This is a genomic window from Pseudomonas putida (assembly GCF_028682475.1).
Lineage (GTDB): Bacteria > Pseudomonadota > Gammaproteobacteria > Pseudomonadales > Pseudomonadaceae > Aquipseudomonas > Aquipseudomonas putida_AG.
On the sequence record NZ_JANHLE010000013.1, the window covers coordinates 1 to 20,274 of the forward strand.

Annotated in this window: 21 protein-coding genes; 13 read left to right on the forward strand and 8 right to left on the reverse strand. The window is 62.1% G+C overall.

The features are described 5' to 3' along the window. Positions 1 to 33: 33 nt before the first annotated feature. Together NPS47_RS12825 and NPS47_RS12830 are read right to left on the reverse strand one after the other, a co-directional pair. Positions 34 to 1,887, reverse strand: coding sequence for a DUF4105 domain-containing protein (locus NPS47_RS12825; protein WP_274295301.1), 1,854 nt, complete (start codon positions 1,885 to 1,887; stop codon positions 34 to 36). 76 nt (positions 1,888 to 1,963) lie between these two features. Next, on the reverse strand, positions 1,964 to 2,452 hold the full coding sequence (locus NPS47_RS12830; RefSeq protein ID WP_157194296.1) for a DUF3015 domain-containing protein: 489 nt from the start codon (positions 2,450 to 2,452) through the stop codon (positions 1,964 to 1,966). Positions 2,453 to 2,730: 278 nt separating this feature from the next. On the opposite strand from NPS47_RS12830, the gene NPS47_RS12835 reads away from it, so the two are divergent. The 5 genes from NPS47_RS12835 (at position 2,731) to NPS47_RS12855 (ending at position 7,442) form a co-directional block, all read left to right on the forward strand. Then, positions 2,731 to 5,169, forward strand: a complete 2,439-nt coding sequence (locus NPS47_RS12835) for a Lon protease family protein (RefSeq protein WP_157194295.1) — start codon at positions 2,731 to 2,733, stop codon at positions 5,167 to 5,169. A 159-nt stretch (positions 5,170 to 5,328) separates the two neighbouring features. Then, a complete protein-coding gene (locus NPS47_RS12840; RefSeq protein WP_045187966.1) occupies positions 5,329 to 5,670 on the forward strand; it encodes a hypothetical protein in 342 nt (113 codons plus the stop codon). Positions 5,671 to 5,796: 126 nt separating this feature from the next. Further along, positions 5,797 to 6,285 (forward strand): TIGR00645 family protein, encoded by a 489-nt coding sequence (locus NPS47_RS12845; protein ID WP_038614811.1) that lies wholly within the window; start codon positions 5,797 to 5,799, stop codon positions 6,283 to 6,285. Positions 6,286 to 6,432: 147 nt separating this feature from the next. Continuing rightward, positions 6,433 to 6,738 carry a DUF6482 family protein gene (locus NPS47_RS12850; RefSeq protein WP_274295302.1) on the forward strand — a complete coding sequence of 102 codons (306 nt, stop codon included), beginning with the start codon at positions 6,433 to 6,435 and terminating at the stop codon, positions 6,736 to 6,738. An 86-nt stretch (positions 6,739 to 6,824) separates the two neighbouring features. Continuing rightward, positions 6,825 to 7,442 carry an FKBP-type peptidyl-prolyl cis-trans isomerase gene (locus tag NPS47_RS12855; protein ID WP_274295303.1) on the forward strand — a complete coding sequence of 206 codons (618 nt, stop codon included), beginning with the start codon at positions 6,825 to 6,827 and terminating at the stop codon, positions 7,440 to 7,442. 114 nt (positions 7,443 to 7,556) lie between these two features. Here the strand turns inward: NPS47_RS12855 and NPS47_RS12860 are convergent, their stop codons facing one another. The 3 genes from NPS47_RS12860 to NPS47_RS12870 form a co-directional block, all read right to left on the reverse strand. Beyond that, positions 7,557 to 7,805: a hypothetical protein gene (locus NPS47_RS12860; RefSeq protein ID WP_028944047.1), complete on the reverse strand. Its 249-nt coding sequence runs from the start codon at positions 7,803 to 7,805 to the stop codon at positions 7,557 to 7,559. Positions 7,806 to 7,940: 135 nt separating this feature from the next. Beyond that, positions 7,941 to 8,282, reverse strand: coding sequence for a zinc ribbon domain-containing protein YjdM (locus NPS47_RS12865; protein ID WP_274295304.1), 342 nt, complete (start codon positions 8,280 to 8,282; stop codon positions 7,941 to 7,943). A gap of 99 nt (positions 8,283 to 8,381) precedes the next feature. Then, positions 8,382 to 9,350 (reverse strand): polyprenyl synthetase family protein, encoded by a 969-nt coding sequence (locus NPS47_RS12870; protein ID WP_274295305.1) that lies wholly within the window; start codon positions 9,348 to 9,350, stop codon positions 8,382 to 8,384. Between the two features lie 252 nt (positions 9,351 to 9,602). Here NPS47_RS12870 and rplU point away from each other — a divergent pair, with 252 nt between their 5' ends. The 5 genes from rplU (at position 9,603) to NPS47_RS12895 (ending at position 13,281) form a co-directional block, all read left to right on the forward strand. Beyond that, complete coding sequence (gene rplU / locus NPS47_RS12875; RefSeq protein WP_038614793.1) at positions 9,603 to 9,914, forward strand: 50S ribosomal protein L21; 312 nt, start codon at positions 9,603 to 9,605, stop codon at positions 9,912 to 9,914. A 32-nt stretch (positions 9,915 to 9,946) separates the two neighbouring features. Next, entirely contained in the window at positions 9,947 to 10,204 is a 258-nt protein-coding gene (rpmA, locus tag NPS47_RS12880) for a 50S ribosomal protein L27 (RefSeq protein WP_009398991.1), read from the forward strand. Between the two features lie 193 nt (positions 10,205 to 10,397). After that, a complete protein-coding gene (gene cgtA / locus NPS47_RS12885) occupies positions 10,398 to 11,621 on the forward strand; it encodes an Obg family GTPase CgtA (protein WP_038614790.1) in 1,224 nt (407 codons plus the stop codon). A gap of 75 nt (positions 11,622 to 11,696) precedes the next feature. Further along, positions 11,697 to 12,815 (forward strand): glutamate 5-kinase, encoded by a 1,119-nt coding sequence (gene proB, locus NPS47_RS12890; RefSeq protein WP_274295306.1) that lies wholly within the window; start codon positions 11,697 to 11,699, stop codon positions 12,813 to 12,815. Between the two features lie 10 nt (positions 12,816 to 12,825). After that, the gene (locus tag NPS47_RS12895) at positions 12,826 to 13,281 is read left to right on the forward strand and encodes a CreA family protein (RefSeq protein WP_107023755.1); all 456 of its coding nucleotides are present in this window, start codon (positions 12,826 to 12,828) and stop codon (positions 13,279 to 13,281) included. A 77-nt stretch (positions 13,282 to 13,358) separates the two neighbouring features. On the opposite strand, the gene mksF is transcribed toward NPS47_RS12895, so the two are convergent. Genes mksF through mksB form a run of 3 tightly spaced genes read right to left on the reverse strand, consistent with a single transcriptional unit; the run spans position 13,359 to position 18,158 of the window. After that, positions 13,359 to 16,193, reverse strand: a complete 2,835-nt coding sequence (gene mksF / locus NPS47_RS12900) for an Mks condensin complex protein MksF (RefSeq protein ID WP_274295307.1) — start codon at positions 16,191 to 16,193, stop codon at positions 13,359 to 13,361. Continuing rightward, complete coding sequence (gene mksE, locus NPS47_RS12905) at positions 16,190 to 16,891, reverse strand: Mks condensin complex protein MksE (protein WP_274295308.1); 702 nt, start codon at positions 16,889 to 16,891, stop codon at positions 16,190 to 16,192. Before mksE ends, mksF begins: the two co-directional genes overlap by 4 nt. Further along, on the reverse strand, positions 16,881 to 18,158 hold the full coding sequence (gene mksB / locus NPS47_RS12910) for an Mks condensin complex protein MksB (protein WP_274295309.1): 1,278 nt from the start codon (positions 18,156 to 18,158) through the stop codon (positions 16,881 to 16,883). Before mksB ends, mksE begins: the two co-directional genes overlap by 11 nt. Positions 18,159 to 18,337: 179 nt before the next feature. Here mksB and NPS47_RS12915 point away from each other — a divergent pair, with 179 nt between their 5' ends. The 3 genes from NPS47_RS12915 to can are packed head-to-tail and all read left to right on the forward strand — an operon-like array spanning position 18,338 to position 20,260. Then, complete coding sequence (locus NPS47_RS12915; protein ID WP_274295310.1) at positions 18,338 to 19,129, forward strand: energy transducer TonB; 792 nt, start codon at positions 18,338 to 18,340, stop codon at positions 19,127 to 19,129. Next, the gene (gene rimI / locus NPS47_RS12920; protein ID WP_274295311.1) at positions 19,122 to 19,574 is read left to right on the forward strand and encodes a ribosomal protein S18-alanine N-acetyltransferase; all 453 of its coding nucleotides are present in this window, start codon (positions 19,122 to 19,124) and stop codon (positions 19,572 to 19,574) included. The genes NPS47_RS12915 and rimI overlap by 8 nt, the downstream gene beginning before the upstream one ends. A 47-nt stretch (positions 19,575 to 19,621) precedes the next feature. Beyond that, complete coding sequence (can, locus tag NPS47_RS12925; protein WP_038614773.1) at positions 19,622 to 20,260, forward strand: carbonate dehydratase; 639 nt, start codon at positions 19,622 to 19,624, stop codon at positions 20,258 to 20,260. Positions 20,261 to 20,274: the final 14 nt, after the last annotated feature.

The following is a 20,274-nucleotide window of genomic DNA, read 5'->3' on the forward strand; positions in this document are numbered from 1 at the left end:
TGCTTGTGGGAGCGGGCTTGCCCCGCGATGGGATCAGTAGTGATACCACTTCACCTCCAGCATCACCTCGTTCTGCGCCGTCGCCAGCTGACTGAATTCACGCTTGGCACTCAGGCGCAAACCGAGGTCACGGGACAACTCCCACTGCTGGTTCAGGCTCAGGCTGCGGCGCACCTCGCCGTTGGTGAAGTAATCGGCTTTCGCCTCGACACTCAGGTTACCCAACGGATTGCGCCACAGCAGACCGGTGTTGAAGCCGGCCGCCGGGGAAATGAATTCGGAGAAGTCGTTGTTATGTTCGACCCTCACCGTACCCAGGGCAAAGCCAAGCATTTCATCAGCCAGTTGCCAGGTACCGCCCGCCCCACCATTGACGTGGCTGACCAGCACTTCGTCGTCGTGCTTGCCCAGCACCCGTTCAAGACCGCCGGTCACCTGCCACGACCAGGGTTGCAGCAGGTCGTTGCGCGGCGTCAGCGAGCGGATGGTAGCCAGGTCCAGACGCTGCACCTGCCAGTCGTTGCTTTCGTACTGACGCACCTTGAGCTGGAGTATTTCGATCTGTGCACCGAGGGGGAAGCCATAGGCGTTGTCGTTGAGATCGTGGTAGGCCATGCGCAGGCCGTATTCGGCGAAGGCGCGGTCTTCGCGGGTCCCCGCGCCAAGCTGCCAGGTGCGCGATTGATGGCCATCCTCGGGCAATCCGGGGCGTTCAATGTCCAGCTCCGGCGCCGGGTTGCGGTTGATTGCCCGCAGCAGCTCGAAGCTGCGCTGGGTCCGCGCCGGATCGCGCTCCTGACCGTTGGCCCGGTAGCGTTCGAGGCGGTAGGCAGCGTCCTGGACCAGCGCCTGACGGTCGCGGGGCAGGGCGGTGAACTCGGGACTCTGCAGGTGAGCGGTGTCAGCGCTGACGTCCAGTACTTGTTGTTGCTCGGCGCTATCCAGCGGCTTGGCACGCTCCAGCAGCTCGCGTTCGCGCGACGGGCGATAGTCGATGCGTTCCACCAGCCCCGACTGCTTGACCGCCTTGACCGTGTCGGTGGGAATTGCGGTCAGCGGAAACTGTGAGGTCAGGTCCAGGCCCGGGCGGGCGACCTGGAGCAATTCGAGCAGGCGATACGAGCAGTTCTCGTCGAAAAAGAAATAGTCGAACTGGATCTGCTTGAGCTCCCAGACATGTTCGACCATGCGCCCGGTTTCTTCCGGTGTCAGGTTAAGCCGGTATTCCCACAGGTCGCGGTTCTCCAGGCTGCGGTATTCGGAGAGCTTTTCCTGGTAAGGCACCAGGGCAAACAGCCCCGGGTAGCCGCCCATCAGGCCTTTCCAGGCGTAGAGGATGCTGTTGTCGTTGCCTTCGATGTAGGCACCGAAGTTGATCGCGTAGCTGAGCAGGGCGGTCTGGTTGCTCTGCACGTCGGCCTGGTCGATGCGCAGCAGGGTATGACCGAACATCGAAGACGGGCTGTTGAGGTAAGCCGCAGGGAAGATCATCACTGCGCTATGAGGCGAGACGTCCTTGTACCACTGGGTGTATTCCTTGCAGTCCGGCGCCGGCAGGTCATCGAGCTGCAGCTGTTCGCGCAGCCAGCGGGTGCGTGCCGGGAATACACATTGCGCATGTTTGTCGCCCAGACTGGCCGGGGCATAGAGAGCCTGCAATGTGGCGCGCAGCTCCTGGTCGGGATGGTGGGCACCGTCCTCGGCGAGGAAGAAGCGCCGGTCATCGACATAGCTGCGCCAGCCGCCGAGCTTGGCGGTTTCATAGTGGCCCAGGGAGATCCAGTAACGGTCGGCGGCCAGTTGCGCAAGGCGTGTGTCATCGTATGAGGGAGCAGCTTGCAGCGGGGCGCAGGCACAGAGCGCCAGGTAGGCAAGGCGTTTGAGCATGTCGGGCAACTACGTCTGAATGATGCCGATAGAGGCAGGAAACAACCCGCCCCGGTCAGGGGCGGGTGGGCCGAGCTTAAGCCTGGGTCGCGTACTTGGCCAGGCGTGGATCGCTTTTGAGTACTGCCAGGGTGTTGCTGTGAACATCTTCGGCGGTCACATCCGCAGTCTTGAAAATTTCCTGGAAGTGCTGGTGGGTGACGGCGGCAAAGTGCGCACGGTCTTCCGGGGCGACGCCAAGCACCACCGCGTAGGTGGTCAACGCTTCGCCCTGACCTTTGGCCATGTCTTCGGAGAGTTCGTTCATCATGCCGTTCATGGCGAACCAGGATTTGCCGCCATAGGTCAGTGCCGCGTTGGTCGAACAGCCGTTGGTGCCCGAGGTCATGCCGAAGGTGGCGTTGCCGGAGGTACCGTTGGTGGTGGAAGCGAGGAAGTGGGCCGGTGTGCCGCGTTGGCCCTCGAACAGCATGTTGCCCCAGCCGCAGTCCGGTCCACCAGGGGCCTGGGCCATGGCGTTGAGGGAAACCGCGGTGAACAGAGTACCCAGAAGAATCCGTTTCATAGCTTTGTTCTCTTTCTAGTCGTAGATACCAAAGGTCAGGGTTATCTGGCATGTCTGTCAGCAGAATTGCCAGGGCGGGTCGGTTGTTTACCCAGCCGCGCAGTAATGGAGTTTAGGCACGATCTAAGGGTTCCGTGATTTATTGCGAAAAATTGCTGAGGAATGTTGACCGGGCGCGGGTTTTCGACCCTGCGACATATTGTGCCGATGAGCCTTGCAAGGCGCGGGCAGGCGGCGCCAGAATGCCGTCATCTGCCCCGCCGAAGTAAGGAAGCCCGATGCCCGATCCTGTCGCTGCGAGCCTGCGTCTTGCGCCAGAAGCCTTGACCCGGCCGTTTTCCGCCGAACAGTTCGCCTTTTCCACCACCAATGATCTGGAGCCTTTTCGCGGTGTGCTTGGCCAGGAACGTGCTGTCGAAGCCTTGCAATTCGGCGTCGCCATGCCGCGCCCCGGTTACAACGTGTTTGTCATGGGTGAGCCCGGCACCGGGCGATTCTCGTTCGTCAAACGTTACCTCAAGGCCGAAGGCAAGCGTCTGCAAACGCCGTCGGACTGGGTCTACGTCAATAATTTCGACGAGCCGCGCGAGCCGCGGGCCCTGGAGCTGCCCCCGGGCAGTGCGGGGGCGTTCATCAGTGACATCGGTGGTCTGATCGACAACCTGCTGGCCACCTTCCCGGCGGTGTTCGAGCACCCGTCCTACCAGCAGAAGAAGAGCGCCATCGACCGCGCCTTCAACCAGCGCTATGACCGTGCCCTGGATGTCATCGAGCGCGCGTCGCTGGAAAAGGACGTGGCCCTGTACCGCGACAGCAGCAACGTCGCTTTCACGCCGATGGCCGATGGCAAGGCGCTCGACGAGGCGGAATTCGCCCAGTTGCCGGAAGCCGAGCGCGAGCGCTTCCATGAAGATATCGCCGCCCTCGAAGAGCGCCTCAACGAAGAGCTGGCCAGCCTGCCGCAGTGGAAGCGCGAATCGAACAATCAGCTGCGCCAGTTGAACGAAGAAACCATCACCCTCGCGCTCCAGCCTTTGCTCGCGCCGCTGTCGGAAAAGTACGCGGAGAATGCTGCCGTGTGTGCTTACCTGCAGGGCATGCAGGTTTATCTGCTGCGCACGGTGGTCGAGCAACTGGTCGATGACAGCAAGACTGACGCCCAGGCGCGCAAGCTGCTGGAAGAGCAATACGCCCCGAGCCTGGTGGTCGGCCATCACGTCAGTGGTGGCGCACCGGTGGTGTTCGAACCGCACCCTACCTATGACAACCTGTTCGGCCGTATTGAATACAGCACCGACCAGGGCGCGCTCTACACTACCTATCGCCAGCTGCGCCCCGGCGCGCTGCACCGGGCCAATGGCGGCTTCCTGATCCTCGAAGCGGAGAAGATGCTCGGTGAGCCGTTTGTCTGGGATGCGCTCAAGCGCGCCCTGCAATCGCGCAAGCTGAAGATGGAGTCGCCGCTCGGTGAGTATGGCCGCCTGGCTACCGTGACCCTCAATCCGCAGATGCTGCCGCTGAACATCAAGGTGGTGATCATCGGCTCGCGCCAGTTGTACTACGCCTTGCAGGACCATGATCCGGACTTCCAGGAAATGTTCCGGGTGCTGGTGGACTTCGACGAAGACATCCCGATGGTCGACGAGAGTCTGGAGCAGTTCGCCCAGTTGCTCAAAACCCGCACCAGCGAGGAGGGCATGGCACCGCTGAGCGCCGATGCGGTGGCGCGTCTGGCGACCTACAGTGCGCGCCTGGCCGAGCATCAGGGGCGTTTGTCGGCGCGCATTGGCGACCTGTTCCAGCTGGTCAGCGAGGCGGATTTCATTCGTCACCTGGCCAACGACGAGATGACCGATGCCGGTCATATCGAACGCGCGCTCAAGGCCAAGGCGACCCGCACCGGCCGGGTCTCGCAGCGCATTCTCGACGACATGCTGGCGGGGATCATCCTCATCGACACCGAAGGCGCCGCGGTCGGCAAGTGCAACGGCCTGACCGTGCTGGAAGTCGGTGACTCGGCGTTCGGTATCCCCGCGCGCATCTCCGCCACGGTTTATCCCGGTGGCAGCGGCATTGTCGATATCGAGCGCGAGGTCAACCTCGGCCAGCCGATTCACTCCAAAGGCGTAATGATCCTCACCGGCTACCTGGGCAGTCGTTATGCCCAGGAATTCCCTCTGGCGATTTCGGCGAGCATTGCTCTGGAGCAGTCTTACGGTTATGTGGACGGTGACAGTGCGTCGCTCGGCGAGGCCTGCACACTGATCTCGGCGTTGTCGAAAACCCCGCTCAAGCAGTGCTTTGCCATCACCGGCTCGATCAATCAGTTCGGTGAAGTGCAGGCGGTGGGTGGGGTCAACGAGAAAATCGAAGGCTTCTTCCGCCTCTGCGAGGCGCGCGGGCTGACGGGCGAGCAGGGCGCGATCATTCCGCGCGCCAACGTCGCCACCCTGATGCTCGATGAGCGGGTGTTGCAGGCGGTGCGCGCAGGCATGTTCCACGTCTATGCGGTCAGCCAGGCCGATGAAGCCTTGAGCCTGTTGGTCGGCGAACCGGCCGGTGAGCCGGATGCCGAAGGCGAATTCCCCGAGGGCAGCGTCAACGCCCGCGTGGTAGAGCGCCTGCGGGTGATTGCCGAAATGATCAGTGAAGAGGAGCTCAAGGAGGCCGAGAAAGAGCATGCCGAGCAAGCCCTGGCCCAGGTGAAATCGTCCTGAGTCAAATTATCGGCGCCGCAGCGGTCATGACCGCTGGGCGCCGGTTTTTCCACGCGGCAGCGGATTTCTTCTATTCTTCTATGCAGGGATCGTAGTCATTACAGGATCGAAACAGCCTTGCCCGCAAGGCTGAACCAGGGTTTACCGAGGATCGTCGCCATGCCGCGCAGCCTCAGCCTCACCCGCCAATGCCTGGGCCTGGTGACCCGCATTGAATGCAGCATTCGCCCACTGGCCGGTGACAACGGCATGTGGACCCTTTTATTTGCCGCCGGCATGGCTGGCGAACAACCTTCGGCGATCAAAGCCCAGGGACCTTTTCATGGGCCCTTTGTGGCTGAATCAGTGCTCGACGCCATCGTCGACAGCCTGACCCTGCATGGCTATCAGGTGGCCGACGACCCGCAGATCTGGTGCGTGCACCTGCAGGCCCAGCTCCGCCGGATCAATGGTGAGCGAGTCCATCACGTCGGCGATTTCCAGTTCCATCCGGAAACCTGAAGCGCCGATCCGCAGGCACTGCAACAACGCCCGATGCTGCCCCTGTGGCAGCGTGCCACGGGCTTTTTCTGTCATGGCTGGCTGTTATACTCGCGCTCGCTTTTTTTGCCACCTGACGAGTTTTCAATGGAACGTATTATCGAAAATGCGATGTATGCCTCGCGCTGGCTGCTCGCCCCGATCTATTTTGGTCTGTCGTTGGGCCTGCTGGCGCTGGCACTGAAGTTCTTCCAGGAGATCTTCCATGTGCTGCCCAATATCTTCTCGCTGGCCGAGGCTGACCTGATCCTGGTGATCCTTTCGCTGATCGACATGGCCCTGGTCGGTGGTCTGCTGGTGATGGTGATGATTTCCGGCTACGAGAACTTCGTCTCCCAGCTGGATATCGACGAAGACAAGGAAAAACTCAACTGGCTGGGCAAGATGGACTCGTCTTCGCTGAAGATGAAAGTGGCGGCGTCGATCGTGGCGATCTCCTCGATCCATCTGCTGCGGGTGTTCATGGATGCGCGCAACATCGAGACCGAATACCTGATGTGGTACGTGATCATCCACATGACCTTCGTGGTGTCGGCCTTCGCCATGGGCTACCTGGACAAGCTGACCAAGCACTGATCCCCCGTCCGGCGCGCTGAATGACCGCCCGTCCGTTGCAAAACGGACGGGCGGTTGCGTTTTTGCCTTGTGCTTTGCCGCCTGCTGTACAAAAAATGAACCGTCACTCGAAGTGCCTGCTCAACGTTCCAGTAGCGAGGTATCAGCATGAACCTTCAACAACTGAACACAGAGGCCAAGGCCGGTCATGTCGAAGAACTCAATCTGATCGCCCTCGAAGGCGGCGATTTCATTATCGAAGCACGGGTGAAAGGCCACGCCCATCCACTGGATGACAGACATGGACAGCGCGTGAAAGTGCATTCGGTGGTTGATGCGCAGCGTCTGCTCAACGGTTTGCCCTCCGTGCCGGTGCACATGGTGCACTGGTCGATGGATGACGAGATGTGCGGCGCCGGCAGCGCCGGTGACGGCGACCTGAAAATCCCGATGCCACGCCGTTCTGCCTGGTAGCTGAACTGCTTTGCCGCAGTGTGCTAGGCTGCTCGCCCTTTTCATAAAGGGCGCAGTTGTCGTGCGCCCTGCAGCGGAGCAAGCAAATGTCCGAAATCAACCTGTCTACCGACGAAACTCGCGTCAGCTACGGCATCGGCCGTCAGCTGGGTGGCCAACTGCGTGACAACCCGCCACCGGGCGTGAGCCTGGACGCGATCCTGGCCGGCCTGACCGACGCTTTCAACGGCAAAGACAGCCGCGTCAGTGAGGAAGACCTGTCGGCCAGCTTCAAGGTCATCCGTGAAATCATGCAGGCAGAAGCGGCGGCCAAGGCCGAAGCGGCTGCTGGCGAAGGCAAGGCCTTCCTGGCCGAAAACGCCAAGCGTGACGGCATCACCACCCTGGCTTCGGGCCTGCAGTTCGAAGTCCTGACCGCAGGTGAAGGCGCCAAGCCAAGCCGTGACGACAGCGTGCGCACTCACTACCACGGCACCCTGATCGACGGCACCGTGTTCGACAGCTCCTACGAGCGTGGTCAGCCTGCAGAGTTCCCGGTCAGCGGCGTGATCGCTGGCTGGACCGAAGCCCTGCAACTGATGAACGCCGGCAGCAAATGGCGCCTGTACGTTCCGAGCGAGCTGGCTTACGGCGCTCAGGGCGTTGGCAGCATCCCGCCGCACAGCGTACTGGTGTTCGACGTCGAGCTGCTGGACGTACTGTAAGCACTGCGGAGGGCCTTTCGGCCCTCATCGCCGGCAAGGCCGGCTCCCACAGGATTGCACTGATCTGAAGATCAACTGGGTCTCTGTGGGAGCTGGCCTTGCCAGCGATGCTTTTCAGTTCCACTCGGTTCCACCACCAGGGCGCAACGCCCGCGCATAGCAGAACAGGAACAGGTTCCTCACCAGTTCCTTGAGCACAATCGGCTCACTTGAATTCAAACCGTTGAGGTCCAGGTCACCCTGATCGCGCAGTTCGTCCAGTGCTTCTTCTTCGAGCACGGCACAGACTTCGCCGGTTTCCCGGTGCAGGATGCGCAGGTAAGGATGGGGGCGGTCAAGCCAGGCGTCGATCAGATAAGTCATGGCTATTCTCCTTGGAAGCTTCCAATGAGAATAATTCTTATTATCAGAATAGCAAGAGACTATTGGGAAAAAATCGCCCAATGGTGTTTGGCGCGATGTTTCGAGGCTGGCTGGCAGCCCCGAAACCACCGGGACTCAGACCTTGCGGACGAACTCGGATTTCAGCTTCATCGGGCCAATGCCGTCGATCTTGCAGTCGATGTCGTGGTCGCCATCGCACAGGCGGATGTTCTTGACCTTGGTGCCGACCTTGACCACCAGCGAGGTGCCTTTGACCTTCAGGTCCTTGATCACGGTGATGGTGTCGCCGTCCTGCAGGACGTTGCCCACCGAATCCTTCTTGACCGCTTCATCGCTCACTGCCTCGGCTTCACCGGCGGCGGACCACTCGTGAGCGCACTCTGGGCAGATCAGCTGGGTGCCGTCTTCGTAGGTGTATTCGGAGTTGCATTTAGGGCAGGGTGGCAAAGTGCTCACTAGGGTTCCTCAAGACGTACAGGTACAAAACCTACATTGTATAGGGTTTTGTCCGTCAGAGGGTAATCAGGCCCATCGAGCGATGGGCCAGAGGCAGGATCAGTGCGTGCGGGCGACCGCGAATTCGCTCAGTTCGACCAGGGCGTCGCGGTATTCGCTGGCTGGCAACACGTCCAGGCAGGCGATGGCGCGGGCCACGTAGTCGCGGGCCAGCTGCGCGGTGTACTCCAGGGCGCCGGAGGCTTCGACCGCAGCACGGATGCTTTCGAGGTCTTCGATGCCGCCTTTCTGGATCGCCTGGCGCACCAGTGCAGCCTGTTCGGCGGTGCCTTCGCGCATGGTGTAGATCAGCGGCAGGGTCGGTTTGCCTTCGGCCAGATCGTCGCCGACGTTCTTGCCCAGGGTCTGCGCATCGCCCTTGTAGTCGAGCAGGTCGTCGACCAGCTGGAAGGCTACGCCCAGGTGATCACCGAAGGTGCGCAGCGCTTCACTTTGCTCAGGGGTGGCCTGGGCCAGGGCGGCGGCGCTGTGGGTCGAGGCCTCGAACAGCATCGCAGTCTTGCCGCGGATGACGTCCATGTAGACTTCTTCGGTGGTGCTCGCGTCGCGAACCTTGGACAACTGCAGGACTTCGCCCTCGGCGATCACCCTGGTGGCCTTGGAGAGGATCTGCATGACCGGCATCGAGCCCAGTTCGACCATCATCTCGAACGAGCGCGAATAGAGGAAGTCACCGACCAGCACGCTCGGCGCGTTGCCCCACAGGGCATTGGCGGTGGAACGGCCGCGGCGCATGCCGGACATGTCGACCACGTCATCGTGCAGCAGGGTGGCGGTGTGCAGGAATTCGATGGTGGCGGCCAGCAGGCGCACGTCGTCGCCTTCGCGACCCAGGGCCTTGCCACACAGCAGCACCAGCAGCGGGCGCAGGCGCTTGCCACCGGCTGAAGTGATGTAGTCGCCGATTTTCGATACCAGCGGTACACGCGAAGTCAGCTGTTTCTTGATAATCTCGTCAACGGCGCTGAAGTCGTCCGCTACCGCTCGGTAGAAAGCTTGGGGTTGCATCGGCCACAGGTGCTCCATAAAGGTTGCGCGGCATGCTAGGTCGCGGGTCCCGGCGTGTCAAGGCGCGGTCCCCGCAGGCCGGGGGCGGGACTTGCAAGGGGCGAGCGGCTTGCGTACAATCGCGCACCCTGAACTTCCTGGGCAGCACCTGCCTTACGCAATTGCACTGGGCCGTTCCAGCCCTATGCAGCCATGCCAGCCAATACTCTTCCTATAAAGAGCTGGGTGAGCAGGATTATCGGAGAAATACCCATGTACGCAGTAATTGTTACCGGTGGCAAGCAGTACAAAGTCGCCGAAGGTGAATACCTGAAAATCGAAAAACTGGAAGTCGCCACTGGCGAATCCGTGACTTTCGACCGCGTTCTGTTGGTTGCCAATGGCGACGACGTGAACATCGGCGCTCCAGTCGTTGCTGGTGCCAAAGTTGTTGCTGAAGTGATCTCCCAAGGTCGTCACGACAAAGTTCGCATCATCAAGTTCCGCCGCCGTAAGCACCACATGAAGCGTATGGGCCACCGCCAGTGGTTCACCGAAATCAAGATCACCGGTATTTCGGCTTAATCGCCAAAATCCCATTTCTGGAGAATTGAACCATGGCACACAAAAAAGCTGGTGGTAGTACCCGTAACGGTCGCGACTCAGAAGCCAAACGCCTTGGCGTGAAGATGTATGGCGGCCAGGCTATCGTTCCTGGCAACATCATCGTGCGTCAGCGCGGCACCCAATTCCACGCTGGCTACGGCGTTGGCATGGGCAAGGATCACACCCTGTTCGCCAAGATCGCGGGTAAGATCAAGTTCGAAGTAAAAGGCGCCTTCGGTCGTCGTTACGTGAGCGTTGTCGCCGAGTAATCGCGCGAACGCTGGAAAAGCCCTGTCTCGCGACGGGGCTTTTTCGTTTGTGGGGTGAGTCTCTTGCAAAGCTGTTTGTATGGGCTGCCGGCGCTGGTGTTTCGGTCGTTGACGGGGGCCGCCGCGCTCACTTTTGCAAGAGCCTTATGTCTTTGTGTCACTCAGCTCGTCCAGCTGACGAGAGGCGGTTTTTATGAAGTTTGTTGACGAAGTATCGATCCGGGTCAAAGCCGGTGATGGCGGTAACGGTTGCATGAGCTTCCGCCGTGAAAAATTCATCGAGAACGGTGGTCCCAACGGCGGTGACGGTGGCGACGGCGGTTCCGTATTCATGGTTGCCGACGAGAACCTCAATACCCTGGTCGACTACCGTTACACCCGTCACTTCGAAGCCCAGCGCGGCTCCAACGGTGGCAGCACCGACTGCACCGGCAAGAAGGGCGACGACCTGATCCTGCGCGTGCCGGTCGGCACCACGGTGATCGACTCCGCCACCCAGGAAGTCATCGGTGACCTGGTCAAGCCTGGCCAGAAGCTGATGGTGGTTCAGGGCGGCTGGCACGGCCTGGGCAACACCCGTTTCAAATCCAGTACCAACCGTGCGCCACGCCAGACCACGCCGGGCAAACCGGGTGAGCAGCGTGACCTGAAACTGGAAATGAAGGTATTGGCCGACGTTGGTCTGCTGGGCTTGCCGAACGCCGGCAAGAGTACCTTCATCCGTTCGGTCTCGGCCGCCAAGCCGAAAGTCGCCGACTACCCGTTCACCACCCTGGTGCCAAACCTGGGCGTGGTCAGCGTCGACCGCTGGAAGAGCTTCGTCATTGCCGACATTCCCGGCCTGATCGAAGGCGCCTCCGAGGGTGCCGGCCTGGGTATCCGCTTCCTCAAGCACCTGGCGCGTACCCGCCTGCTGCTGCACCTCGTCGACCTCGCGCCGCTGGATGAAAGCAGCAGCGCCGATGCCGCCGAAGTGATCGTCAACGAGCTGGTACGCTTCAGCCCGTCGCTGGCCGAGCGTGATCGCTGGCTGGTGCTGAACAAGACCGACATGCTGATGGACGACGAGCGTGACGAGCGCGTCAAGGAAGTGGTCGAGCGCTTGCAGTGGGAAGGTCCGGTCTACGTGATCTCGGCCATTTCCAAGCAGGGCACCGAGCAGCTCAGCCGCGACATCATGCGCTACCTCGAAGACCGTGCTGATCGCCTGGCCAACGACCCGGCCTATGCCGAAGAGCTGGCTGACCTCGATCAGCGCATCGAAGACGAAGCCCGTGCCCAGCTGCAGGCGCTGGACGACGCGCGTGCCTTGCGCCGCAGCGGCGTCAAGAGCGTGCACGACATCGGCGACGACGATGACGACGATTGGGATGATGACGACGAAGACGGTCCGGAAATCATTTACGTGCGCGACTGATTCGTTGCAGTACACTAAACGCCGCTCTCTGGAGCGGCGTTTTAGTATCTAAAGATCTATATAGGTTGGAAGAAGATGCGGAGCAAGGTGACGGGTGCGCAGCGCTGGGTGGTGAAGATCGGCAGTGCCCTGCTGACAGCAGATGGCAAGGGTCTGGATCGCGCCGCCATGGGTGTCTGGGTCGAGCAGATGGTGGCGTTGCATGAGGCAGGTGTTGAACTGGTGCTGGTGTCGTCCGGGGCGGTTGCCGCGGGGATGAGCCGCCTGGGCTGGGCCAAGCGACCGAGCGCGATGAACGAGCTGCAGGCTGCGGCGTCGATCGGCCAGATGGGCCTGGTGCAGGCCTGGGAATCGAGCTTTGCCGAGCATGGCCGGCATACCGCGCAGATCCTCCTGACCCACGACGACCTCTCCGACCGCAAGCGTTACCTCAACGCTCGCAGCACCTTGCGCACGCTCGTCGAGCTGGGCGTGGTGCCGGTGATCAACGAGAACGACACGGTGGTCACCGACGAAATCCGTTTCGGCGACAACGACACCCTGGCCGCGCTGGTGGCCAACCTGGTCGAAGCCGACCTGCTGGTGATCCTCACCGACCGCGACGGTATGTTCGATGCCGACCCGCGTAACAATCCCGATGCGCAGCTGATCTACGAAGCCCGTGCCGATGATCCGAGCCTGGATGCGGTAGCCGGTGGTACCGGTGGCGCGCTGGGCCGTGGCGGCATGCAGACCAAGCTGCGTGCTGCGCGTCTGGCGGCACGTTCCGGTGCCCACACGATCATCGTTGGCGGGCGTCTGGAGCGTGTGCTCGATCGTCTCAAGGGCGGCGAACGTCTGGGTACCCTGCTGTCGCCTGAGCGCGGCATGCTGGCTGCGCGCAAGCAGTGGCTGGCCGGGCACCTGCAGACGCGTGGCACCCTGGTGCTTGACGACGGCGCGGTGAAGGCCTTGCGCAAGGACAACAAGAGCCTGTTGCCGGTTGGGGTCAAGACCGTGCAGGGTAGCTTCCGCCGTGGCGAGATGGTCGTGTGTGTCGGGCCTGATGGCCTCGAAGTCGCTCGCGGCCTGGCCAACTACAGCGCCCTTGAAGCGCAGAAAATCATCGGGCAGTCGTCTGAAGCAATCGAAAGCCTGCTGGGCTATAGCGCCGAGCCGGAACTGGTGCATCGCGACAACCTGATTCTGGTCTGAGGAAACAACCGTGCTCAAAGGGATAGTGACTGCCGCGCTGCTGGCATTGCCGGTGTTGGCATCGGCCGAGGAAATCGGCCAGGTGTCGACCGTGTTCAAGTTTGTCGGGCCGAACGACCGTATCGTCGTCGAGGCTTTCGATGACCCTAAGGTGGAAGGGGTGACCTGCTACCTGTCGCGGGCCAAGACTGGCGGTGTGAAGGGTGGCTTGGGCTTGGCCGAAGACCGTGCCGAAGCCTCGATCGCCTGTCGCCAGGTGGGGCCGATTCGCTTCAAGGAGCAGCTCAAGGATGGTGACGAGGTGTTCAAGGAACGCACCTCGCTGGTATTCAAGACCATGCAGGTGGTGCGCTTTCTCGACAAGAAGCGCAACACCCTGGTCTATCTGGTGTACTCGGACCGGCTGATTGAAGGCAGCCCGCAGAATGCGGTGACGGCGATTCCGATCCTGCCCTGGGCCCAGTAAAGCTTCGCGGGGCAAGCCCGCTCCCACCGGAGGGTGATGATTCCGGTGGGAGCGGGCTTGCCCCGCGATTAGCTGCTTCAGGCTGAAGCTTCTTCCTCTTCTTCTTTGCGCACCACCGCCTTCTCCACATCCCGGCGACTGATGTACTTCCAGTCCGCCTCGTCGATGTAGATCCCGTTCGGTCCGCTGCCGCCTTCCAGGTCGATGGCGACATGCGCCGAAACCTGCGGCTTCACACTCGCCAGAATCGGCACGAAGCCCAGCTGCAGGCTGGTTTCCAGCAGTGCCGCCTGGTTGCGTTCGTCGATGTCGGCCGCCTCGTCGAGGTAGTACGGCAGGCGCACGCGGCCGGCCAGGTCACGGTCCATCAGGTGCAGCAACAAGTACATGTTGGTCAGCGCCTTGATGGTCATGGTAGTGCCGTTGGATGCCGCACCGTCGATGTCGGTGTGGATCACTGGCTGGCCGCCGACCTTGGTGATCTCGAAGGCCAGTTCGAACAGGTCCTTGAGCCCCAGCTGGTTGTGGTTGGCCGCGACCAGGCGCGCCAGGTACTCCTTGGCTTCTTCGTTCTTGTTGTCCTGCTCGGCACTGGCACTCAGGTCGAACACCGACAGAGTCTCGCCTTCTTCGTACTGACCGGCGCTGTGGATGATCTGGTCGATGTGCTTGAGTGCTTCCTTGTTTGGCGCCAGGACAATGCGGAAGCTCTCCAGGTTGGAAACCTGACGCTTGTTGATCTCGCGGTTGAACAGTGCCAGCTGGTGCTCGAGGCTGTCGTAGTCGCTGCGGATGTTGCGCAGGGTCCGGGCGATGTCGGTGACGGCCGCGCGGCGCGCCTTGCCCAGGGTCAGGGCTTCTTCGGTGCGGTGCGAGTAGGCGTTGATCAACAGTTGCAGGCGGCGCTCCATGTCGTCTTCGCTGTCGAACTTGGCCACGCCCTTGAGGCGCACCTGGGCGTACAGCGCTTCAATCTGGCCATCAACGCGTAGCAGGCCCTGCCAGCTGTCCTGGTAGTCGTTGAGCAGCGGCAGCAGGTTGTCCATGGAGTCGTCGACCGGCTCCATGAACGGCGTGCCGAACGGCAGGTCGGCCGGCAGCAGCTGGCGACGGCGCAGAGCGTCGTCGAGGGTACGTTGCTTGGCTTCCATGTCGGCGATCTGGCGGCCGACCAGTTGCAGCTTGGCCGACAGCTGCTGGACGCGCTCGGTGAAGGCGTCGCTGGAGCGCTTGAGTTCGTCCTGGGCGGCTTCCATCTGGGCCAGCTGTTCGAGCTTGTCGCCTTCCTCGGCGGCCAGGGTCTGGCTGCGGCGGAAGTCTTCCAGGGCTTTTTGCGCGTCCAGAACCTGCTGGTACAGGGCTTCGGTCTGGGTCTTGCTCGCGGCGCGGTCGGCGGCCACGGCTTGCTGGGTCTTGAGCTGCTTGAGCTCTTTCTCCAGGCGTTCTTTCTGGTCGCGCAGCGCGGCACGGTCGGCCAGGGCCTGCAGGGCAGGGGGCTCGATGTGCGACAGGTCGATCGACAGGCCGGGGGCTTCGAAGCGCTCGCCCTTGAAGCCGTCGAGCACCGCTTCCAGGGATTTGACCCAGATGTCGCTGTCGTCCAGCTCGATGCCGCGCTCGCCCAGTGGCAGGCTGAACAGTGCGCCGTTGAACAGGCGCATCAGGCGTTCGACGTCCTGCTGCGAGAACTCTTCGCGCAGACGCGCGTAGCTGTTGTTGTCGGCGTGGTCGAGCTGCTGCTTGACCGACTTCAGGCGTTTTTCCAGGTCGCGCAGACGCTCTTCGAGGTCTTCGGCACTGAACTGACGGGACTGGGCCAATGCACCGGCCAGTTCGTCGTGGGCGTCCTTGGCGGCCAGCAACTGCTGTTCCAGGACCTTGACGTCATCGACCAGGGCAAAGCGGTGCTTGAGCACCGACAGCTCGCCGAGCCAGCGTTGCACGCCGGTGATTTCACGTTCCAGACGCATCAGCTCCTGGGTGCCACCGCGCTGGTCGTTCTGCAGGTGGTCCTGTTCGTTCTTGTAGTGCTCGGCCTGGATCACCAGCTCTTCTTTGCGGGCGCTGGCGTAGTCCTGCCAGGTGCCGAGCAACGAATCGAGCAGCGGCGACAGGCGATGCAGCTTGCCGCGCAGGATGTCGCGCTGGGCCACGCCGTTGGCCAGGGCCTCGACCAGCGGGCCGGCAGCGACCAGCGAGTTGTAGTCCTGCTCCATGCGGCGAACGTCGCGGAAGGCTTCTTCGCAGGCGGCGATGTAGTCGACACTGCCCGAGCGCAGGCTGTGCTCGAAGGCATCTAGGAACAGCTGCTTGAGCTTGGCCGCAGTGATTTCGCGCATGTGCAGCAGGTTGATGAACAGTGCGCGGAAGGTCTTCAGGCTCTGCTCGCTGGTGGAACGCAGCGGGATTAGGGTGAGGTCGAGCGGGATCGAGGTGTGACCGCCGACCAGCAGGCGCCGCAGTTCATCAGGCTTGAGCTCGTAGGCCTTGAGGCCATTGCGCTCAAGGTTGCTGAACAGTTCCTTCTGGCGCAGGCAGGTGTCGTCCTTCTGGTAATGCGCCAGATCCAGCTCGCCGGCATAGGCGAAGAACTGGTGGCCGAAACCGCCACCCGGGCCGCGACCGACCACGCCGATCACGTGCGGACCGTGCGGGAGGTTGACCTCGCAGAGGATGTAGCTGGTGTCGCTGGCAAAGTAGAAACGCCGCGACTGCTCCAGGCTGTACTTGCCGAAGCTCATGTCGGACATGCGCGCCAGGATCGGGAACTGCAGGGCGTTGATCGAGGCACTCTTGCCCAGGTTGTTCGCGCCATAGACCGACAGCGGGTGTTCCAGGGGGAACAGGCCAAGGCTGTAGCCGGCGGTGTTGAGCAGTGCGAAGCGGCGAATGCCGTAGCGTTCCTGGCTCATGCGTCAATCTCCTGTTGCTCTTCGGCGATGGCGCGGGCCAAGGCGTCTTCTTCGCTTTCTTCGAACGGGCTGAGGTCGAGCGGATCGTCGGTGCGGTTCAGCTCTTCCGGGCTCTCTTCTTCGACCAGTACCGGCGTCGGCAGCGGCAGGGTGCTGTGCAGGCTGGCGGCCAGGTCGCGGTCCTGCTGGACCGACAGGCAGACGTCAAGGAAGCGGTGCATCGGCGGCAGGAAGCGGTAGATGCCGTTCTCTTCGTGAGCAAAACCGAGTTGGGTCATGCGGCGCATGATCTTTTCTTCCAGCTCGTCGGGGGTTTGCACTTCGGCCTGAATGAACAGGTCGCGGTATTTCTCCAGCATCGATGGCAGCTCATCGCGGCCGAGGCTGCCGCCATCGAGAACCGACATCGGGTCGCGGCCCTGGTCGGCCAGGTGTTCGACCAGAATGAAGGTGAACAGCGACAGGCGCTGGGCGGTCTTGTTGACCTGCGCAGCGGCCAGCTCCGGGACGAAATAGTAGAAACCGCGGGTGTCGCACACCAGTTCAAAGCCCAGGGCCTTGAACAGGCCGCGGTACTGGTCCTGGAAGTTCGACAGGTGGGCGTACAGCTCCGGGTCGCGGCGGCTGATGTGAAAGCCCTTGAACAGCTCGCGGAAGATCGGCGCGAGCTGAGGCAGTTCGGAAAGATCAAGATGCATGGGCAGGGCTCGCAGTAGGCTCAGGCGATGGTTCGCGGCTCGATGTCAGGGCGAAGGAGCGCAGGCTGACCAGGTGTTCGCGGGTGAGGTATTCGCGGCGCTCGAGGCGCTCGCGGGTAAAGCGTTTTTCCCGCGACAGGCGCGAGAACCAGTACAGCAGTTCGTCGGTGGCACCTTCGGGCTCCTGGTCCAGCAGCCAGACCATCAGGTCCGGCAGGGGCAGGGCACCTTCGCAGCGCTCGAGCATTTCCTTGACCGTGCGCGGCGCGCGCGGGGCCTCGCCCTTGTGGCTCTTGTGCGCCTTGGGGAACTTGGCCGGCTTCGGTTCGAAGCGGGCCAGGGCATACACGTAGGCTTCGACCTGGCTGGCACTGCCGAGGAAGGTGCTCTGCGGCCGGGTGAACATCGGCATGGCGGCCTGGGGGACTGCGTCCAGACCTTTACGGCGGATCACCGACAGGGCCAGGGCAGCGCCGCGGGTCACGGCGTTGTGACGGCGGGCTTCTTCACGCAGCGGCAGCAGCAGTTCGCGGGCATGGCGCAGGGTCAGCTGGGCGCTGGTCTGCATTTCGAGGATGCGCGCGTGGGTACGCAGCAGCATGTCGTCATCGACCAGGTGGCCGAGCCGGGCCTGCTCGCCGAGCAGACGCAGCAGCACGGTCTCGACCTTGCGTACGCCCTGTTCGAAAGCGCCGTCGGCGTTGACCAGCTGGATCATCGGCTCGACATATTCGTCCCAGGTCGCCAGGACCTCGGCATAACGCTGGCGCAGCGGGATCTGGCGGTCGCTGGTCTTGGCCCGTTCGGCCACGGCGACCAGCGCCTGCTCATCGTTGTCGAGTTTTTTCAGGACATCGCGCACACGCATGTCGAGCAGGCGCAGCTGGCGCGCCAGGTCGTTGCCATCGCGAATCTCGAAGGCGTCCTGGATATGCCCGGCCAGGCGCTCGAGGTGGCGCAGGTAGGCTTCGATCTCCAGGCACAGGCCCAGGCGGTGTTCGCGGCGCAGGTAGGCGAGGAAGTCGTGGATCTGCGCATTGAGCTCGAAACGGTTGGGGCTTTTCGCCACCGGCACGAGGATATCCAGGCGGATCCAGACGTCGAGCAGGCTGGTGATGTCCTGGGGCGTGCTCTCCAACTGCTGGTTGGCCAGTTGCTGGCGCAGTTCGGCGAGGCTCAGGGTGCCCCCGTCGAAGCGCTCGCACAACGGCTCAAGCAGGGCCCAGTGTTCGGCTAGGGCGCGCAGGACGCGCTTGGGTTCGATCATTGGCGGGTCGACTCGTTGCCAAATAAAAGCGCCGATTGTACTGCATCAGGTGCCTGTCGATTCACCCCCTGATCGTTTGAAGCTGCTGTCGGGCGGTTTTCTGCCGATCAACAGCGGCGCCGAGCGGCGAACAACGTTAGAATATCGGCCCTGACTTATCCACAGATGGCCGATCCTTCTTGTTAATCGAGTCCCGCCGCCGCGCTTACCTCAACGCCATGCAAGTGGTGCACTGGCTGCCGCGTACCGAACTGCCGTTCGCCGCGCCGTCGCGCCCGGAGCTGTTGCTACCGCTGGCGCCTGAGGCGGTGCCCGAGTTCGATGCGCCGCAGGTGGAGCCGGCACGGGTGACGGTCAATGCGCCGCAGGCGCGCAGTGGCGAGCGACCGAAGATCGAGATCCCGCGTCCTGGCAGCACGCCCAAGGCTGCCAGCAAGCCCGCTGAAGCCGCTGAAGCAGCCCCGGTAGTGGCCAAGCCAGTGCCGGTACCGCCACCGCGTTTCGCGCTGCAATTGCTGCGCGCCGGTAGTTGCCTGCTGCTGGTGGAATTGGCGACCGGCCAGCCGTTTCAGAGCCGCGACCCTTCGTATCTGTTGCTCAAGGACATGCTGCGCGCCGCCGGTCTGCCCGACAGCCCGCAGATCGTCGGTGAGCCGGTGCGTTGGCCGTTGCTGGTGCGTGGCAACCTCGACCAGGGCCCGCAGGCGGCAACCGATTTTGTCCAGGGCTTCATTCAGGCTCGGCTTGAAGAGTCGCCCTGTGTCTGTTTATGGCTGATTGGCCTGCCTGCCGTGCGGTTCGCCGGAGAGGCAGACGCCGAGGCTTATTACCGCGAGTTGCCGGTCGAGGGGCTGGGCACTGCCTGGGCCTTGCCTGGCCTTGAACTGTTGATGGACGAACCGCAACGCAAGGCGGACGTCTGGCAAGCCATGCGCCGGCTGATGGCGCGCTGGAAACCAAGCGATGAGTGACACAATCAGCTTCCGCCGGATGACCGAGGCGGATCTGGATGCCGTACTGAAGATCGAATACGCCGCCTTCAGCCACCCCTGGACCCGGGGGATTTTCCTCGACGGGCTAAAATCCTATGAAATCTGGCTGATGTTCGAAGGCGGGCAGCAGGTGGGTCATGGCGTGATCAATGTGATCATCGACGAAGCGCACCTGCTCAATATCACGGTCAAACCGGAGAGCCAGGGCCGTGGTCTGGGCCTGCGTCTGCTGGAAGAGCTGATGAAACGCGCCTACGAGCTGAACGGCCGCGAGTGCTTCCTTGAAGTGCGCGCCAGCAACCAGTCGGCGTATCGTCTGTACGAGCGCTACGGCTTCAATGAAATCGGGCGGCGCCGCGACTACTACCCGGTTGCTGGCGGTCGCGAAGATGCCTTGGTCATGGCCTGTACCCTGATCGAGTAAACGAGCGTCACTGTAGCCCGGCAACATCCAACAGATGAGAAGCGAACATGCACGATCTACAAGAACTGATTGATAACAACGCGCGCTGGGCCGATGCGATCAAGCAGGAAGATCCGGATTTTTTCGCCAAACTCGCCCGTCAGCAGACCCCTGAATTTCTCTGGATCGGTTGTTCCGATGCTCGGGTGCCGGCCAACGAGATCGTCGGCATGCTGCCGGGTGATCTGTTCGTGCACCGTAATGTCGCCAACGTGGTGCTGCACACTGACTTGAACTGTCTGTCGGTGATCCAGTACGCGGTGGACGTGCTCAAGGTGAAGCACATTCTGGTGACCGGGCATTACGGCTGCGGTGGTGTTCGCGCGTCGATGCAGGACCGCCAACTGGGCCTGATCGACGGCTGGCTGCGTTCGATTCGCGACCTGTATTACGAGAACCGGGTGGAGCTGGCCAAGCTTGCCACCGAAGAGGAGCGAGTCGACCGCCTGTGCGAGCTGAATGTGATTCAGCAAGTGGCTAACGTCGGTCATACCACCATCGTTCAGAACGCCTGGCACCGCGGTCAGAGCCTGTCGGTGCATGGCTGCATCTACGGCATCAAGGACGGTCGCTGGAAGAGCCTGAACGCGACCATCAGTGGCCTGGACCAGTTGCCGCCGCAGTATCGCTTGCGTCCTCAAGATTAAATTGGCTTTCATCG

Excerpts from the sequence above, each read along its gene's own strand:
- NPS47_RS12825 (WP_274295301.1), bottom strand. The coding sequence starts at position 1,887 with ATGCTCAAACGCCTTGCCTACCTGGCGCTCTGTGCCTGCGCCCCGCTG.
- NPS47_RS12830 (WP_157194296.1), bottom strand. The coding sequence starts at position 2,452 with ATGAAACGGATTCTTCTGGGTACTCTGTTCACCGCGGTTTCCCTCAAC.
- NPS47_RS12835 (WP_157194295.1), top strand. The coding sequence starts at position 2,731 with ATGCCCGATCCTGTCGCTGCGAGCCTGCGTCTTGCGCCAGAAGCCTTG.
- NPS47_RS12840 (WP_045187966.1), top strand. The coding sequence starts at position 5,329 with ATGCCGCGCAGCCTCAGCCTCACCCGCCAATGCCTGGGCCTGGTGACC.
- NPS47_RS12845 (WP_038614811.1), top strand. The coding sequence starts at position 5,797 with ATGGAACGTATTATCGAAAATGCGATGTATGCCTCGCGCTGGCTGCTC.
- NPS47_RS12850 (WP_274295302.1), top strand. The coding sequence starts at position 6,433 with ATGAACCTTCAACAACTGAACACAGAGGCCAAGGCCGGTCATGTCGAA.
- NPS47_RS12855 (WP_274295303.1), top strand. The coding sequence starts at position 6,825 with ATGTCCGAAATCAACCTGTCTACCGACGAAACTCGCGTCAGCTACGGC.
- NPS47_RS12860 (WP_028944047.1), bottom strand. The coding sequence starts at position 7,805 with ATGACTTATCTGATCGACGCCTGGCTTGACCGCCCCCATCCTTACCTG.
- NPS47_RS12870 (WP_274295305.1), bottom strand. The coding sequence starts at position 9,350 with ATGCAACCCCAAGCTTTCTACCGAGCGGTAGCGGACGACTTCAGCGCC.
- rplU (WP_038614793.1), top strand. The coding sequence starts at position 9,603 with ATGTACGCAGTAATTGTTACCGGTGGCAAGCAGTACAAAGTCGCCGAA.
- rpmA (WP_009398991.1), top strand. The coding sequence starts at position 9,947 with ATGGCACACAAAAAAGCTGGTGGTAGTACCCGTAACGGTCGCGACTCA.
- cgtA (WP_038614790.1), top strand. The coding sequence starts at position 10,398 with ATGAAGTTTGTTGACGAAGTATCGATCCGGGTCAAAGCCGGTGATGGC.
- proB (WP_274295306.1), top strand. The coding sequence starts at position 11,697 with ATGCGGAGCAAGGTGACGGGTGCGCAGCGCTGGGTGGTGAAGATCGGC.
- mksF (WP_274295307.1), bottom strand. The coding sequence starts at position 16,193 with ATGAGCCAGGAACGCTACGGCATTCGCCGCTTCGCACTGCTCAACACC.
- mksE (WP_274295308.1), bottom strand. The coding sequence starts at position 16,891 with ATGCATCTTGATCTTTCCGAACTGCCTCAGCTCGCGCCGATCTTCCGC.
- mksB (WP_274295309.1), bottom strand. The coding sequence starts at position 18,158 with ATGATCGAACCCAAGCGCGTCCTGCGCGCCCTAGCCGAACACTGGGCC.
- rimI (WP_274295311.1), top strand. The coding sequence starts at position 19,122 with ATGAGTGACACAATCAGCTTCCGCCGGATGACCGAGGCGGATCTGGAT.
- can (WP_038614773.1), top strand. The coding sequence starts at position 19,622 with ATGCACGATCTACAAGAACTGATTGATAACAACGCGCGCTGGGCCGAT.